The 14,157-nt window shown below is 74.2% G+C and carries 11 protein-coding genes; 4 read left to right on the plus strand and 7 right to left on the minus strand.

The features are described from left to right. Window positions 1–4: 4 nt before the first annotated feature. A complete protein-coding gene (locus BM385_RS00165; RefSeq protein ID WP_019431578.1) occupies window positions 5–265 on the minus strand; it encodes a hypothetical protein in 261 nt (86 codons plus the stop codon). After that, window positions 262–1,695, minus strand: coding sequence for a PspC domain-containing protein (locus BM385_RS00170; protein WP_175542881.1), 1,434 nt, complete (start codon window positions 1,693–1,695; stop codon window positions 262–264). Before BM385_RS00170 ends, BM385_RS00165 begins: the two co-directional genes overlap by 4 nt. A gap of 156 nt (window positions 1,696–1,851) precedes the next feature. On the opposite strand from BM385_RS00170, the gene BM385_RS00175 reads away from it, so the two are divergent. Both BM385_RS00175 and BM385_RS00180 read left to right on the plus strand, forming a co-directional pair. Next, window positions 1,852–3,144, plus strand: coding sequence for an ATP-binding protein (locus BM385_RS00175; RefSeq protein ID WP_093841817.1), 1,293 nt, complete (start codon window positions 1,852–1,854; stop codon window positions 3,142–3,144). Beyond that, entirely contained in the window at window positions 3,141–3,800 is a 660-nt protein-coding gene (locus BM385_RS00180; protein ID WP_037755070.1) for a response regulator, read from the plus strand. Before BM385_RS00175 ends, BM385_RS00180 begins: the two co-directional genes overlap by 4 nt. Window positions 3,801–3,807: 7 nt before the next feature. On the opposite strand, the gene BM385_RS00185 is transcribed toward BM385_RS00180, so the two are convergent. The 3 genes from BM385_RS00185 to guaA form a co-directional block, all read right to left on the minus strand. Continuing rightward, the gene (locus tag BM385_RS00185; RefSeq protein WP_026047043.1) at window positions 3,808–4,398 is read right to left on the minus strand and encodes a Uma2 family endonuclease; all 591 of its coding nucleotides are present in this window, start codon (window positions 4,396–4,398) and stop codon (window positions 3,808–3,810) included. 190 nt (window positions 4,399–4,588) lie between these two features. Next, window positions 4,589–5,182 carry a Uma2 family endonuclease gene (locus BM385_RS00190; protein ID WP_026047044.1) on the minus strand — a complete coding sequence of 198 codons (594 nt, stop codon included), beginning with the start codon at window positions 5,180–5,182 and terminating at the stop codon, window positions 4,589–4,591. 123 nt (window positions 5,183–5,305) lie between these two features. Next, entirely contained in the window at window positions 5,306–6,892 is a 1,587-nt protein-coding gene (guaA, locus tag BM385_RS00195; protein WP_026047045.1) for a glutamine-hydrolyzing GMP synthase, read from the minus strand. A 309-nt stretch (window positions 6,893–7,201) separates the two neighbouring features. Here guaA and BM385_RS00200 point away from each other — a divergent pair, with 309 nt between their 5' ends. Continuing rightward, window positions 7,202–7,525, plus strand: a complete 324-nt coding sequence (locus tag BM385_RS00200; protein ID WP_093841818.1) for a chorismate mutase — start codon at window positions 7,202–7,204, stop codon at window positions 7,523–7,525. A gap of 702 nt (window positions 7,526–8,227) precedes the next feature. Then, a complete protein-coding gene (locus BM385_RS00205) occupies window positions 8,228–9,286 on the plus strand; it encodes a hypothetical protein (protein WP_139275123.1) in 1,059 nt (352 codons plus the stop codon). A 127-nt stretch (window positions 9,287–9,413) separates the two neighbouring features. On the opposite strand, the gene BM385_RS00210 is transcribed toward BM385_RS00205, so the two are convergent. Both BM385_RS00210 and BM385_RS00215 read right to left on the minus strand, forming a co-directional pair. Continuing rightward, a complete protein-coding gene (locus tag BM385_RS00210; protein WP_093841820.1) occupies window positions 9,414–10,970 on the minus strand; it encodes a succinic semialdehyde dehydrogenase in 1,557 nt (518 codons plus the stop codon). Window positions 10,971–11,031: 61 nt separating this feature from the next. Then, the gene (locus BM385_RS00215; RefSeq protein WP_093841821.1) at window positions 11,032–14,097 is read right to left on the minus strand and encodes a serine/threonine kinase C-terminal domain-containing protein; all 3,066 of its coding nucleotides are present in this window, start codon (window positions 14,095–14,097) and stop codon (window positions 11,032–11,034) included. Window positions 14,098–14,157 lie beyond the last annotated feature (60 nt).

Consider the following 14,157-nt stretch of genomic DNA (forward strand, 5'->3'; position numbering starts at 1 on the left):
CCGCCTACCCCGCGTCCGCCGGCTCCCGCTTCTCCCCGTCCCGGTTGCCCTGCCGGGCCCGGCGCAGCGACCGCGTCACCAGCGACACCAGCCCGGCCAGCAGCAGCGACCCCGCCACCAGGGCCACCAGCACCGCCACCGGCAGCCGCCCGTCCTCGTCCCGGGCCCGCACGTACACCACGACGGCGACGGCGGTGAGCGCCAGCCCCAGCACCAGCCGGGCGGGCTCGAAGCGGTGCCGGTCGATCCCTCGGTACTGACTCATGATCCGATCTCCGCTTCCGGGGCGGGCTCGACGCGGTCCCAGCGGACCACCTCCACGTGCCCGATCCCCATGTCCAGGGTCAGCTCCACGGTGCCGGCCGCCTCCGCCCCGCCCGGCGGCGGGTAGGTGTCGGTCTGGTCGTTCCTGATCCCGCCCCACACATGGTCCGGGCCGCCGGAGCTTTCGTACTCCGGCGCCTCGTTGTAGGTGTACGCGCCGGCCGTGATGCTGGTGTGCACGATCACCTCGGCGTTCCACGGCACGATCACCTTGATCTGCCCCGCCCCGGCCTCCACCGTGGTCCGTACCGTCTCGTCCCCGGTCAGTGCGAGGCCGCTCAGGTCCAGCTGCCCCCGGCCCGTCCCCAGCTCGTACCGGTCCTGCACCTGCTCCGCCGCCACCGGCTCCCAGGTGCTGTCCGTCCAGCTGGTGGTGATGTTCCGCGGCAGCACCGAGGCGCCCGCCAGCGCCAGGGTGGTCAGCACGACCACCACCACACTGCCCGCGCCGAGCCGCCCGAAGAACGCGCTCATCAGCCAGCCCGCGCCGTACACCGCCAGCACCACGGCGAACGTGCACACCAGCACCGTGCCCAGCGGGTACCGCAGCCAGGTGGCCGCCATCACCACCAGCCCGGACACCACCGCCGCCAGGAAGACCAGCCCGCCCAGCCACGCGCCGCGCCGCGGCGGCGGCAGCGGCCGGACCGCGCCCGGGGTGCCCGGCGGCGGCGCGGCCCACGGGCCGGCCGTCGTGCCCAGGTGCACAGGACCGGTGGCCGTGCCGCCCGCGTACGGCGCCTGCGCGCCCGGAGCCGCGTCGGCCGGCCCCCACAGATAGTGGCCCTGTCCCTGCACGCCCATCGCTCCTCCCCCGGTTCCCCCACTCGTCCCGCCGCCCGCGGACTCCCGCCACCACGACGCGACCGCCGGGGCCGGCGGCGCCTGCGCCTCGGGCGGCGCGGTCGCCGCGGCCTCCGCCGCGCCCGCCCCGCCCGGCGCCGGCTCGTCCTCACCCGCCAGCACCCGGCGCCGCGACCAGTACGCCGCCCCGCCCACCGCCGTCACCAGCAGCACCGAGAACCAGATCGCCGGATGGCGGGTGCTCACCGACGCCACGTACAGGCCACAGCCCACCAGCGTGAACAGCAGCGCGGTCAGCCCGGGGCCCTCCACCCGCCCCGACAGCAGCCGCCGGCCCTCGTTCTCCTCCTCGCCCTCGAACGGGATCAGCAGCCAGGCCACCCCGTACGCGATCAGGCCGAGGCCGCCGATGACCGACAGCACCGCCAGCGGCACCCGGAACAGCACCGGGTCCAGATGGAAGTACCGCCCCAGCCCGCCGCACACCCCGCCGACCACTTTCTGCCGGCGGCTGCGTGTCAGCCGCGCGGTCACCGGTGCCGGAGGGGCCGACTCGTCCACGCTCATGCCCTCCATGGTGCGGCCTGCCGCCGCGGGCCGGGATCCGGGGCCGCCCCGGAGGAATCCCTGAGATCCCGGGCGGCCGGCGCGGGGGTTGTCCCCACCCTCCCCTGGGGGGCACCCCTGATGTGCCGAGGGGGCCACTCGTGTGACGATCGGAGCATGACCACCGCCACCACGCCCGCCGGCACGCCCGCGCCGGCCACGGCACCGCCGTCCGGGGAGGTGCCGCCGCGCAAGCTGTACCGCAGCGCCGAGGGCCGCTGGCTGGGCGGCGTGGCGCAGGGCCTGGCCGGGCACGTGGGGGTGCCGGTCTCCTGGGTACGGCTGGTCCTGGCCGCCCTGGTCATGGCCAACGGCCTGGGCATCCTGGTGTACGGCGCGTTCTGGTTCGTGGTGCCGCTGGGCACCCCCGCCCAGCAGGCCGCCCTCGCCCAGCCGCCGCGGCGGCTGCGGATCCCGTCCAAGGGGCAGCTGGTCGCGCTCGTGGTGGCGGCCAGCGCGATGGGCGTGCTGGCCGCCAACCTCCAGTTCTCGGTCGGCGACGCCTATCTGTGGCCGCTGCTGATCATCGCGGTGGGCGCCGCGATGGTGTGGCGGCAGGCCGACAACGCGCGCCGCGAGCACTGGGCCGAGGTCACCCGCCGTACCCGCTGGCTGCCGCTGGTGCGCTACGCGGCCGGCGCCGCCCTGGTCAGCCTGGGCGTCACCAGCTTCGTGTGGCTGCGCTCGGCCACCGAGCCCGGCGAGACGCTGAGCACCGCCCTCCAGGCGGCGGTGGCCGTCGTGGTCGGCATCGCGCTGCTGGCCGGCCCGTACCTGGTGCGCATGGTGCAGGACCTCTCCGAGGAGCGCACCATGCGCATCCGCGCCCAGGAACGCGCCGAGGTCGCCGCGCACGTCCACGACTCGGTGCTGCACACCCTCACCCTGATCCAGCGCAACGCCGACAACGCCCGCGAGGTGGCACGGCTGGCCCGCGCCCAGGAACGCGAACTGCGCACCTGGCTGCACAAGTCGGCCGAGAACCCCGGCCGGGTGGAGAGCGAGGAGGAGAGCGGACCCCGTACGTTCGCCGAAGGGGTACGCGCCACCGCCGCCGAGGTGGAGGACCACCACGGCGTGCCGATCGAGGTGGTGTGCGTCGGCGACTGCCCGCTGGAGGAGGCGCTGGCCGCCCAGCTCCAGGCGGCCCGCGAGGCGATGGTCAACGCCGCCAAGTACGGTGGCGAGGGCGGTCCTGTGCGGGTGTTCGCGGAGGTCGAAGGGCGTACCGTCTTCGTATCGGTCCGCGACCGGGGCCCCGGCTTCGACCCGGAGACGGTGCCGGCCGACCGGATGGGCGTACGCGAGTCGATCATCGGCCGGATGGGACGGCACGGCGGCACGGCGCGGGTGAAGTCCACGGCGGGCGAGGGGACAGAGGTGGAACTGACGATGGAGCGATCGGCATGAGTACGCAGCGCAGGGCCCGGGTGGTGCTGGTGGACGACCACCGGATGTTCCGGGCCGGGGTCCGGGCGGAGATCGGCCGCACCGAGGACACCGGCGTCGACGTGGTGGGCGAGGCGGGCGACGTCGACCAGGCGGTCGCCGTCATCAAGGAGACCCGGCCCGATGTGGTGCTGCTCGACGTCCACCTGCCCGGCGGCGGCGGGGTCGAGGTGCTGCGCCGCAGCGCCGGCCTGCTGTCCTCGGTGCGGTTCCTGGCGCTGTCGGTGTCGGACGCGGCGGAGGACGTCATCGGCGTGATCCGCGGCGGGGCGCGCGGCTACGTCACCAAGAACATCACCGGTACCGATCTGGTGGACGCCATCTTCCGGGTCGCGGACGGCGACGCGGTGTTCTCCCCCCGGCTGGCCGGCTTCGTCCTGGACGCCTTCGCGTCCTCCGACACCACCCCGGTGGACGAGGACCTGGACCGCCTCACCCAGCGGGAACGCGAGGTGCTGCGGCTGATCGCGCGGGGCTACGCGTACAAGGAGGTGGGCAAGGAGCTGTTCATCTCGGTGAAGACGGTGGAGAGCCACGTCTCGGCGGTGCTGCGCAAGCTCCAGTTGTCCAACCGTCACGAACTCACCCGCTGGGCGACGGCGCGACGGCTGGTGTGAGGGGGGCCTACCGGCGGGAGGCGGCGGTGAGGTCGATGTCGATGACGAACGGAACCGTCACCTTGAGCCGGTGATGGTGGATGCCGGTCAGGCCGTAGGCACCCGTCGCCTTGTCGAGCGCGTACGCGAACACCACGGGCAGGCCGTCGTCTCCCCGCTCCACCCGCCAGAAGTGCGGAATGCCGGCCCGGGCGTACTTGATCGGCTTGGTCTCCCGGTCCCGGGCCTCGGACTCGGGCGACACGACCTCGATCACGAGCACCGCGTCCGCCGCGTGCACGGCGGTCTGGAGATCGCCGGTGTCCGCGTCGGCCCTGGCCACCATCACATCCGGCTCCGGGCGCTGCTGCTTTCCCAGGATGACGTTGAACTCGCGCAGCACTTCGAGATGATCCGGAACGGTACGCAGCAAGCCCTGCTCGAACAGTCGCAGCACGCGCAGGTGGAATTTCGTCTGCGGGCTCATGAAGACCAGGCTCCCGTCGATCAGCTCCGTGTGCGGAGGCAGTCCCGGGAGTGTGTCGAGATCTTCTGCCGTGTAGCCCCCGGCCGGGGGGTGAGCCCAGTCGGGTGTGCTGTCAGGCGCGGCGCTCGTCATCGTTGCGGCTCCCATGCGACGGGACAGTAGACCGTCTCATCAGCCTATCGACCGCAGAAAGGGTTCGCCGCCACCCACACGTGTGGACGGCGGCGAACCCGTTGACGCGTCAGGGGGACCCGGCGGTCACTCCCACCTCGGACGGTGGAGCGCCACGTCTCGGCGGCGCGCCGGCTGGTGTGAGGGGGGCTTACAGCCGCTCCACGGCGGTGAGGTCGATGTCGATGTCGTACGGGACGGACAGCTTCACCTGGTTGTGATGGATACCGGTGAGGCCGTAGGCACCCGTCGCCTGGTCGAGTTCGTAGACGTGCACGACGGGAAGTCCGTCCTCACCCCGCTCGACGCGCCAGAAGTGCCGGATACCGGCCTGTGCGTAGAGCTGAGGCTTGCGCTCGCGGTCACGCCTCTCCGAGTCGGCCGAGACGACCTCGACCGCCAGGACCACGTAGCGGGCCCGGTAGTGGGACTCGTTCTCCGCGTGGGGGACACCTTCCGCCCGAAGCACACAGACGTCCGGTTCCGGCCCCTGCCGTTTGTCGATCACGACCGTCATTTCCCGCCGCACCCGCAGATCGCCGGGGACGGTCCGGCGCAGGCCATCCATCAACACATCGATCGTGAGTGAATGAAAGCTCCGCTGCGGACTCACAAAGACCAGGCTCCCGTCGATCAGCTCGGTGTGCGGCGGGAGGTCGGGCAGTGTCAGCAGGTCGTCCACTGTGTATCCGTCGGGCGGCGGTACCGGCCACGAGGCAGAAGCCTGCGGCTTTGCGGCAGTCATGGTTCCTCCCATACGACGGGACAGTAGACCGTCTCATCAGCCTATCGACCGCAGAAAGGGTTCGCCGCCACCCACACGTGTGGACGGCGGCGAACCCGTTGACGCGTCAGGGGGACCCGGCGGTCACTCCCATTCGATGGTGCCCGGGGGCTTGCTGGTGATGTCCAGCGTGACCCGGTTGACGTCCGGGACCTCGTTGGTGATGCGGTTGGAGATCTTCGCCAGCAGGTCGTACGGCAGCCGCGACCAGTCCGCCGTCATCGCGTCCTCGGAGGAGACGGGGCGCAGCACGATCGGGTGGCCGTAGGTGCGGCCGTCGCCCTGGACGCCGACGCTGCGGACGTCCGCGAGCAGCACCACCGGGCACTGCCAGATCTCCCGGTCCAGACCGGCGGCCGTCAGCTCCTCGCGGACGATGGCGTCCGCCGCCCGCAGGATGGTCAGCCGCTCCTCGGTCACCTCGCCGACGATGCGGATGCCCAGGCCCGGGCCGGGGAACGGCTGCCGGTGCACGATGGCGTCTGGCAGGCCCAGCTCGGCGCCGACCATCCGGACCTCGTCCTTGAACAGCTTGCGCAGCGGCTCGATCAGCTCGAACTCGATGTCGTCCGGCAGCCCGCCCACGTTGTGGTGGGACTTGATGTTGGCGGTGCCGGTGCCGCCGCCGGACTCCACCACGTCCGGGTAGAGCGTGCCCTGCACCAGGAACGCCACGTCCTCGCCGGCCGCGCCCGCCTCGGCGATCAGCTCGGCCTGCGCCTGCTCGAAGACCCGGATGAACTCGCGGCCGATGATCTTCCGCTTCTGCTCGGGGTCGCTGACCCCGGCCAGCGCGCCCAGGAACCGCTCGGAGGCGTCCACCACCCGCAGCTGGGCGCCGGTGGCGGCCACGAAGTCCTTCTCGACCTGCTCGCTCTCGCCCTGCCGCATCAGCCCGTGGTCGACGTACACGCAGGTCAGCTGGTCACCGATGGCCTTGACGACCAGGGCGGCGGCCACCGCCGAGTCCACGCCGCCGGACAGCGCGCAGATCGCGCGCTTGCCGCCCACCTGGGCCTTGATCGCGGCGACCTGCTCGTCGACGATGCTGCCGGTGGTCCAGGTCGGCGCCAGGCCCGCGCCCCGGTACAGGAAGTGTTCGAGCAGCTGCTGTCCGTGCGTGGAGTGCAGGACCTCGGGGTGGTGCTGCACGCCGTACAGCCGCCGCTCGTCGCTCTCGAACGCGGCGACGGCCACCGTGTCGGTGGTGGCGCTCACGGTGAACCCCTCGGGCGCGGCCGAGCAGGCGTCGCCGTGCGACATCCACACCTGCTGCCGCTCGGGGGTGCCCTCGAAGAGGGTGGAGTCGGGGCGGGAGACGGACAGTTCGGTGCGGCCGTACTCGCGCGCGCCGGTGTTGTCGACGGTGCCGCCGAGCTCGCGCGCCATCAGCTGGAAGCCGTAGCAGAGGCCGAGCACCGGCACGCCCGCCTCGAACAGCGCGCGGTCGATGCCGGGCGCGCCCTCCGCGTACACGGACGAGGGTCCGCCGGAGAGGATGATCGCCGCGGGCCGCTTGGCGAGCATCTCGGCCACCGGCATGGTGGACGGGACGATCTCGCTGTACACGCGTGCCTCACGCACCCGCCGGGCGATGAGCTGGGCGTACTGGGCGCCGAAGTCGACGACGAGCACGGTGTCGGGCGCGGGCGGAGGCGCGGGAGAGGGCACAGAAGCCACGGGGCGGCCTTTCGGCGGTGGAGCAGGGTGGTCTTGCCGTCGAGTCTACCGAGGCCGCGGGGCACCCCGGCCGGCCCGGGCCCGGCGGGGGTGGCATACTCGGCGGCATGCTTCCGCACGCGCGTTTCTTTACCTATGGCACCGGCCCGGCCGGCTGCCATGCGGCGCGCTGCGTTCAGCACTGAACCACAGCGACCTTCAGGCGCCCCGGGCTCACGGCCCGGGGCGCTTCGCGTGGGTGCCGGGTCCGTGGCCGGCCGGGGCTCCGTCCATCCGGACAACGGCAGGAGACCAGAGAGCATGAGCACGACGAAGACGCGGACGACGGCGGACGCAGTGACCGATCCGGCGACGGACCCGGCGGCCGGGGCCACGACGGCCGACCGGATCGCCGGGGCGCGGCGGCGGATCGACGAGTTGGACGCCCGGATCGTCGCCCTGATCAAGGAACGGATGAGCGCGTCGGACGAGATCCAGCAGATCCGGATCACCGACGGCGGGCGCCGGGTCGATCTGGCGCGCGAGATGGACATCCTGCGGACGTACGGGGACGCGCTGGGCCGCGAGCCCGGCACCCGGCTGGCAATGACGCTCCTGGAGCTGTGCCGCGGCACCGGGCGCTGACGCCGGGCGGGAGCCGGCCCCGGCGGTCGGGCGCGGTTTCCGTCCGCGCGCACGGGCGGGGCGTCACCCGTACGGCGCGTGACCGGGCCGCCCCGCCCCTCGTTGAAGGAAGTGTCCCCGGAGCGATGAGACGCCTGAGCGTCGTGGGACCTCGCTCCGGTGCCGTGACCGGGCAGCAGGGGACAGCAGGCCGGTCACAACCCTGACGGCCGGTCCTCGGGACGCCGAGGACCGGCCGACTGGCGCGGGGGAGACGGATTCACGCCGGGGCCTTGCCCGGAACGCCCCTCATCCCCCACCATGTCCGATACCGCGAACCCGCACCGCGCGTGGTGCGCACCACCGACCCGGTGGACCGGTGGCCTTCCCCCTCGCCACGGGTCCGGACCCCGCCGCCGGCGCCTCCCCCGGGCGCCGCGGCACCCAGCACCGGCGGCCCGCCCTGCCGCCCGTGCTGACCGCAGAGGCCCTGGCCGCCGCTTCCCCAAGCCGGCGGCCGGGGCCTCTCTCCGTCTCCGCGCCCCGTCCGGCCGCGCCCGTGCCCGCGCCGGGCGCGCCTCATACACCACATGAACAACTCGTGTCCATTCCGTGACCGTCATGAGCACAACCAATCGAATATGTGAGCGGTCGAACGGGGTGTCATCATCGTTTCTACGAGAGGCACTTATGAAGCTTCGTCGCGCCGCCGCAGCAGCGGCCGTGACCGCTGTCATGGCCCCCGCGGCTCTCCTGGCCGCCTCCCCCGCGTTCGCCACCGACGGCGAACCGCCGGCCGGGACCCAGGAGACCGTCCAGGAGGACGGCACCGCCGGGGACACCACGGAACCCGGCACCGGGGACAGCACGGAGCACGACGCCGACGACACCGGTCCGGACACCACCCCGGACCCGGCCGACACCGGAACCGCGGAGACCGAGCCCACCGGCACCACCGATGAGCACGAGATCCTCGGCGCGATCAGCGGTCCTGGCGGGGGCGAGGACTCCGACGACGACACCGACGAGGAAGAGGACGAGGACTCCGAGGAGGAGGACACCGACGACGACACCGGTGAAGGAGGCGAGGACACCGACGACAGCGGCCAGCTGCCGGACCCCGACGCCGAGTGCACCGACTACACCTGGGACGTCGAGGCGATCGGCACCGAGCTGATCGGCCTGCCCTCCGAGGTCGTCGCGGGCCGGTGGACCGAGTTCACCTACCGGATCACCAACGGGTTCGACCAGCCGGTCGAGGAGCTGTACGCGTTCGCCGAGGTCTACGCCTGGGACAACAAGAACTTCGACGACATCGCCATCGACCTCCAGTGGTTCGTCGACGGCGCCTGGGAGAACATCGAGGACGCGTGGGGCTACTTCGGCGTCACCGGCGTCCTCGCCCCCGGTGAGTACGCCGACGCCCGGCTGCGTCTGAAGGCCGCCGCCGACGCCCCCGCCGGGACCGGCTACGCGCTCAGCACCGGCGTGTACGTCTCCCCCGACGGCACCTGCCAGGAAGGCGAGTTCACCACGTCCTATTTCGACATCGTCCCGGCCGGCACCACCCCGGACGACACGCCCGCCCCCAGCACCAAGGAGCCGGTCAACAAGCCCGCTCCGCAGGGCGAGTTCGCGCAGCTCCCGGTGACCGGTGAACTGGCCGCGACCGGCGCCTCCTCGGTGCTGCCCCTGTTCACCCTGGCCGGCGCCGCCGCCGTCGCCCTCGGCGCCGGGACCATGGTCGCCGTCCGCCGCCGCTCCGGCACCGCCACCGCCTGAGCCGACGGCCCACCGACCGAAGGGACCCGCCCCACTGCCCCCGGAAGGCGGGTCCCTTCGCCCCCGTCCCGGGCCGCCGGCACCGGCGGCCCGGCGCGGCGCGGCCCTCCGCGCCGGCGCCCCGGCCTCAGCGCACCCGCAGCGCCTTCAGCACCCGCAGCATCCGCGAGACCAGCGCCGCGTACCGCCGGTCGTCCAGGCCCAGCACCGGCGGCCCCATCGGCAACAGCCGCTGCTGCGCCACGGTCTGCGCCTCGGTGTACTTGGTGATCCCCTCCGCGCCGTGCCGCCGCCCCAGCCCCGAGTCGCCCCAGCCGCCCATCGGCGCGCCCACGCTCCCGTACGCCGCCGCGAATGCCTCGTTGACGTTCACCGTCCCGGCGCGCAACCGCGCCGCGATCCGGCGCGCGCGCCGCCCGTCACGCGACCACACCGAGGCGTTGAGCCCGTACGGCGTGGCGTTCGCCCGCGCCACCGCGTCCGCCTCCTCCGTGAACCGGTACACCGACACCACGGGGCCGAACGTCTCCTCCGCGCACACCAGCATCGGAGGCCGTACCCCTTCCAGGATGGTCGGCTCGTAGAAGTACGGGCCCAGATCGGGACGCGCCCGGCCCCCGGTCCGTACGGTCGCGCCCTGTCCGACCGCGTCCGCGACATGCCGTTCGACCGTCTCCAGCTGCGCCCGCGAGCTGAGGGACCCCATGTCGGCGCCGTAGTCCAGCTGGGCGCCCAGCCGCATCGCCCGTGTGTGCTCGGTGAACCGCCGCACGAACGCGTCGGCGACCGACTCGTGCACGTACAGCCGCTCGATCGAGATGCACAGCTGCCCGGCGGAGGAGAAGCACGCCCGGACCGCCCCGGCTGCCGCCCGTTCGATGTCGGCGTCGGCGAGCACCAGCATGGCGTTCTTGCCGCCGAGTTCGAGACTGGCGCCGATCAGCCGGCCCGCCGCGGTACGCGCCACCTCGCGTCCGGTGCGCGTCGAGCCGGTGAACGTCACGTAGTCCGCCTCCCGAACCACCTGCGGGCCGACGACGGGTCCGGCGCCGAGCACGATCTGCCAGACCTCCGCCGGCAGCCCGGCCTCGATCAGCAGCCGGCGCGCCCACAGCGCGGTGAGCGCGGTCTCGGTATCGGGCTTCATCACCACGGCGTTGCCGGCCACCAGGGCGGGCAGGGCATCGCCGACGGAGAGTTCCAGCGGGTAGTTCCACGGCGAGATGTGCCCGACGACCCCGCGCGGGTGGCGCAGTTCGCGCACCCGGGTCAGGAACAGGAACACGCCGGCGTGCCGCCGGGGGCGCAGATATCCCGGCGCGCGGCGCCCGTAGTGCCGGGCCGCGCACAGCACGGCCTGTACCTCCTCGTGCGCGTGCAGCCGGGCCTTGCCGGTCTCCAGCTGGATGAGGTCGAGCACCTCGTCCTGCCGGTCGAGCAGCAGATCGTGGAAACGCAGCAGTACGGCCGCCCGCCGCCGTACCGGCCACTGCGCCCACAGGTCCTGGGCGTCCCTGGCCCGCCGGAAGGCCGCCGTCACCTCGGCCGGCGCCGCTTCGGGCAGCTCGGCGAGCGGCCGGCCGGTGAACGCGTTGTGGCAGACGGTCCGGCCGCTGCCGGTCACTCCCTCGGTGAGCCGCGCGACCAACTCGGTGGGCAGCTCATCGGACCGCAATGTCGTCATAGCGGGAGGGTACGGCCGCGGCGGCCCGCTGCCTATCGGGCCTGCCGGTCCTTCCCCGCGGTCAGTAGCGGTAGCTGTCGGCCACCGCGTCGAAGACCTCCGCGACCGTGTCCCCGGCACCGACCGGCCCGCGCACCAGGACCACGTGGTAGCGATCCCCCAGCTGCATCACCTGGTTGTGCGCGATCCACTCACTGCCGTCCGCGCGCCAGCGGAAGTTGCCCTGCGCCATGACGGAAGCACCCACCCGGGTCTCGCGCAGGCCGCTGGACGTCGCGTACGTGTCGGCGCGGAACCCGTCCAGTTCGCCGAGGTGGTCCATCTGATAGGCCATCGGACCCTGTGCGTACTGGTCGGTGCCGTCCCGGCCGGGGACGACCACGATCTCGACCTCCCCGTCGGAGAACACCACCGCGCCGTCGGACGTCGTGGTCCGCGACCAGTCCTCGGGCAGCGACATGGAGAACCCGGCCGGGTCCTCCAGCACCACGTAGCCCTGCGGAAGGCCGCGGCCCCCCTGACCGTCCGGGGTCGGCTCCCGCCCGCCGTCGTCCGCACCGTCCGCGTCGTCCGCACCGCCGGACGCGTCACCGGACGGGTCGGGCGGGTCCGGCGTGGGCTCGGTGGACGGCTCACTGCTCACCGGCGGCTGGCCGGCCCGGTCCTGCGGGTCCTCGGCCAGGAACAGCACGATGTAGGCGATCGAGCCCGCCAGTCCGAGCAGGGTCAGCGTGAGCAGCAGCTTGCCGAGCCGGCGCGGATGGTGTCCGCCGCCGCGTCCCCGGCGGCGCGGGCCGACCAGTTCGCCCCGGCGCCGCGCGATCGGCAGCCGGCGCGGATCGGAGGGCCGTCCCGGCTCCAGCGCGGGCAGCGGCGTGGTGACGGTGCGCCGCCCCACCTCCGGTTCCGGCGCGCTGCGCAGCAGCGAACGGAGCCAGCCGCGCAGTTCCTCGGCGCTGGGCCGCTCGGTCGGGTCCTGCCGCAGCAGCGACTCGACGATGGGACGCAGCGCGCCGCACTCCTCGGCAAAGGCGGGCGGCTCCGCGCAGACCGCCTGGACGAGTTCGGCCGGGTTCTCCTCGGGATACGGCGGGTGGCCCTGCACGGCCCGGAAGAGCAGGGCGCCCAGCGCCCAGAAGTCGGCGGGCGGGCCGACCGGCGGGGCGAGCTGCCAGTGGTCGTGCACGGGCCCGGCCTGCTCCGGCGCCCAGCGCTCGGTCACGGCGCCCACCGTCATGATGCGCGCCTGCCGGGCGCGTTCGGCGGCCAGCGCGGTGTCCGGTCCCCGGTAGCGGGGGGTCGCGGAGGTCTGCACGGCCGCACGGGGCGCGGGCGGCGGATCCCAGCCGGTGCGCACGGCACGGCTCTCGCGACCGGGCGCGGGCAGCGCGGCAGGACCCGAGGCGCCCCCGGCGGCGGCACCGGAGACCGGAGCCGGACCGGCACCCGTACCCGTACCCGTACCGGGAGCCGGGCTCGGCGCCGTCCCCGCACCCGGACCACCGGCGGTCCCGGCGGCGTTCGCCCCGGCCTGCGTACCGGCCCGGTACGCGGCGATGGCGCCACTGCGCGCGGCCCGCTCCTCGGCGGAGAGCCGGGCACCGCCCCCACCCTCGAAATCCCACGCGGCCGGGAACCCCTGGGTGGCGGGGCCCTGCGGCCCGCCACCGCCCCAGCGGCGGTACCGGTCGGTGACACCGGCACCGGCCCCGTCTGCCGGATCGGCGTCCCAGCGTTCGGTGGCGGCCCCCATGGGCCCGTGCCCCCCGGCGGCGGGCGGAGCGCCCTGCCCGTGCGGCGCGGACGGGGCGGACGGCGCGAGCGCCCCCGCGCCGTCGTGGTCGTGGCCGTGGCCGTGTCCGTTGTCGTGTCCGGTGGCAGCGCCGTACCCACCGGTGCCGTCGTGACCCTGTCCGTGCCCGCCGTACGGCTGCGGCCCGTCCGGTGCTTCCGGGCCGCCGTACCCGGCGCCGCCGTGCGACGCGGCACCGCCGTACGCGTCCCGCCCGTCGCGGTCCGGCGCGCCGTACGGCTCCTGCCCCGCGCCGTCCGCCGGGCCGCCGTGCCATTCCTGGCCTTGCCCGGCGGGCATCTCACCGGGCCCGCCCGCGTTCCCGGCACCCGCCGAGCCGTCGTCCCAGCCCACCGCCCCCGGCCCCTGCGGCCCCTGCGGCCCCTGCGGCCCGCCCGGTGTGCCGTCCCACTCGGCTCCGGGGCCGCTCACGCCCTCCCGGCCCGGCGCGCCGTACGGCTCCTGCCCGGCGCCGTCCGCCGGGTCGCCGTGCCACTCCTGACCGGCGGCCGGCGTGCCCGGAACGCCCGAAACGCCCGGGGCGCCCTCGCCGCCGGGCGACGGCCAGCGCCGGTAACGGTCCTCGGCCGACGGCGCGTTGCCGTCACTGCTCCACGGGGCACCGGCCGCCGGGGCCGCCTGGCCCTGCCGGGGAACGCCCCACGCCTCGCCCGTGCCGGGAGCCTGCCCGCCGCCACCCGGCGGCAGGGACTGGCGGTCCGGCGCCGCCGGCGCCGGCAGCGGGTCGTAGCCGCACAGCACCTCCTCGGCCGCGCCCGAGGCGAGACCCGTCAGCAGCGCCCGGCCGTCCTCGCAGATCAGCACGGTGCGGGTGGTGACGTTCCGGTGGGTCCAGCCGTGCGCGTGCACGATGCGCAGCGCCGCCAGCAGATCCGCCGCGACCTCCGCCGCCCGGTAGGGGCCGAGCCTGGCCTCGGCCAGCACGGCCGCCAGCGGCCGGGCCGGGACGAGTTCGCTCACGATCCAGAGCCCGTCGCCCTGGACGAACACATCAAAAACCTGATCGAGCCGTGGATGGTCCGGCAACTGCCCGGCGGCTGCCGCCGCTTCCAGCGCCCGGCGCACCACCGGGTCCTCGGGCGAGCGCGTGGCCCGGTCCCCCACCCCGCGCCGCGCCCCCACCGGGCGGGCCCGGCCGCCGTCCTCGTCGACCACCTCGGCGTCCACGACCTCCGGCAACGGCACCTGCCGTACGAGCACTTCCTGCCCGCTCGCCGTGTCGAAAGCCCGCGACTCGACCAGTTCGAACGCCTCGGACGGGGTCCTGGGAAGCCGATAGCGATCGGCCAGCAGCCGCCCCGCGTACGTTTCCACGCCGCCTCCCCACCGCTTCCGTGCCTCGGCCACTCACGATACTGGCCGTAGACATACCAC

Source organism: Streptomyces harbinensis, assembly GCF_900116145.1.
Taxonomy (GTDB): Bacteria; Actinomycetota; Actinomycetes; order Streptomycetales; family Streptomycetaceae; genus Streptomyces; species Streptomyces carpaticus.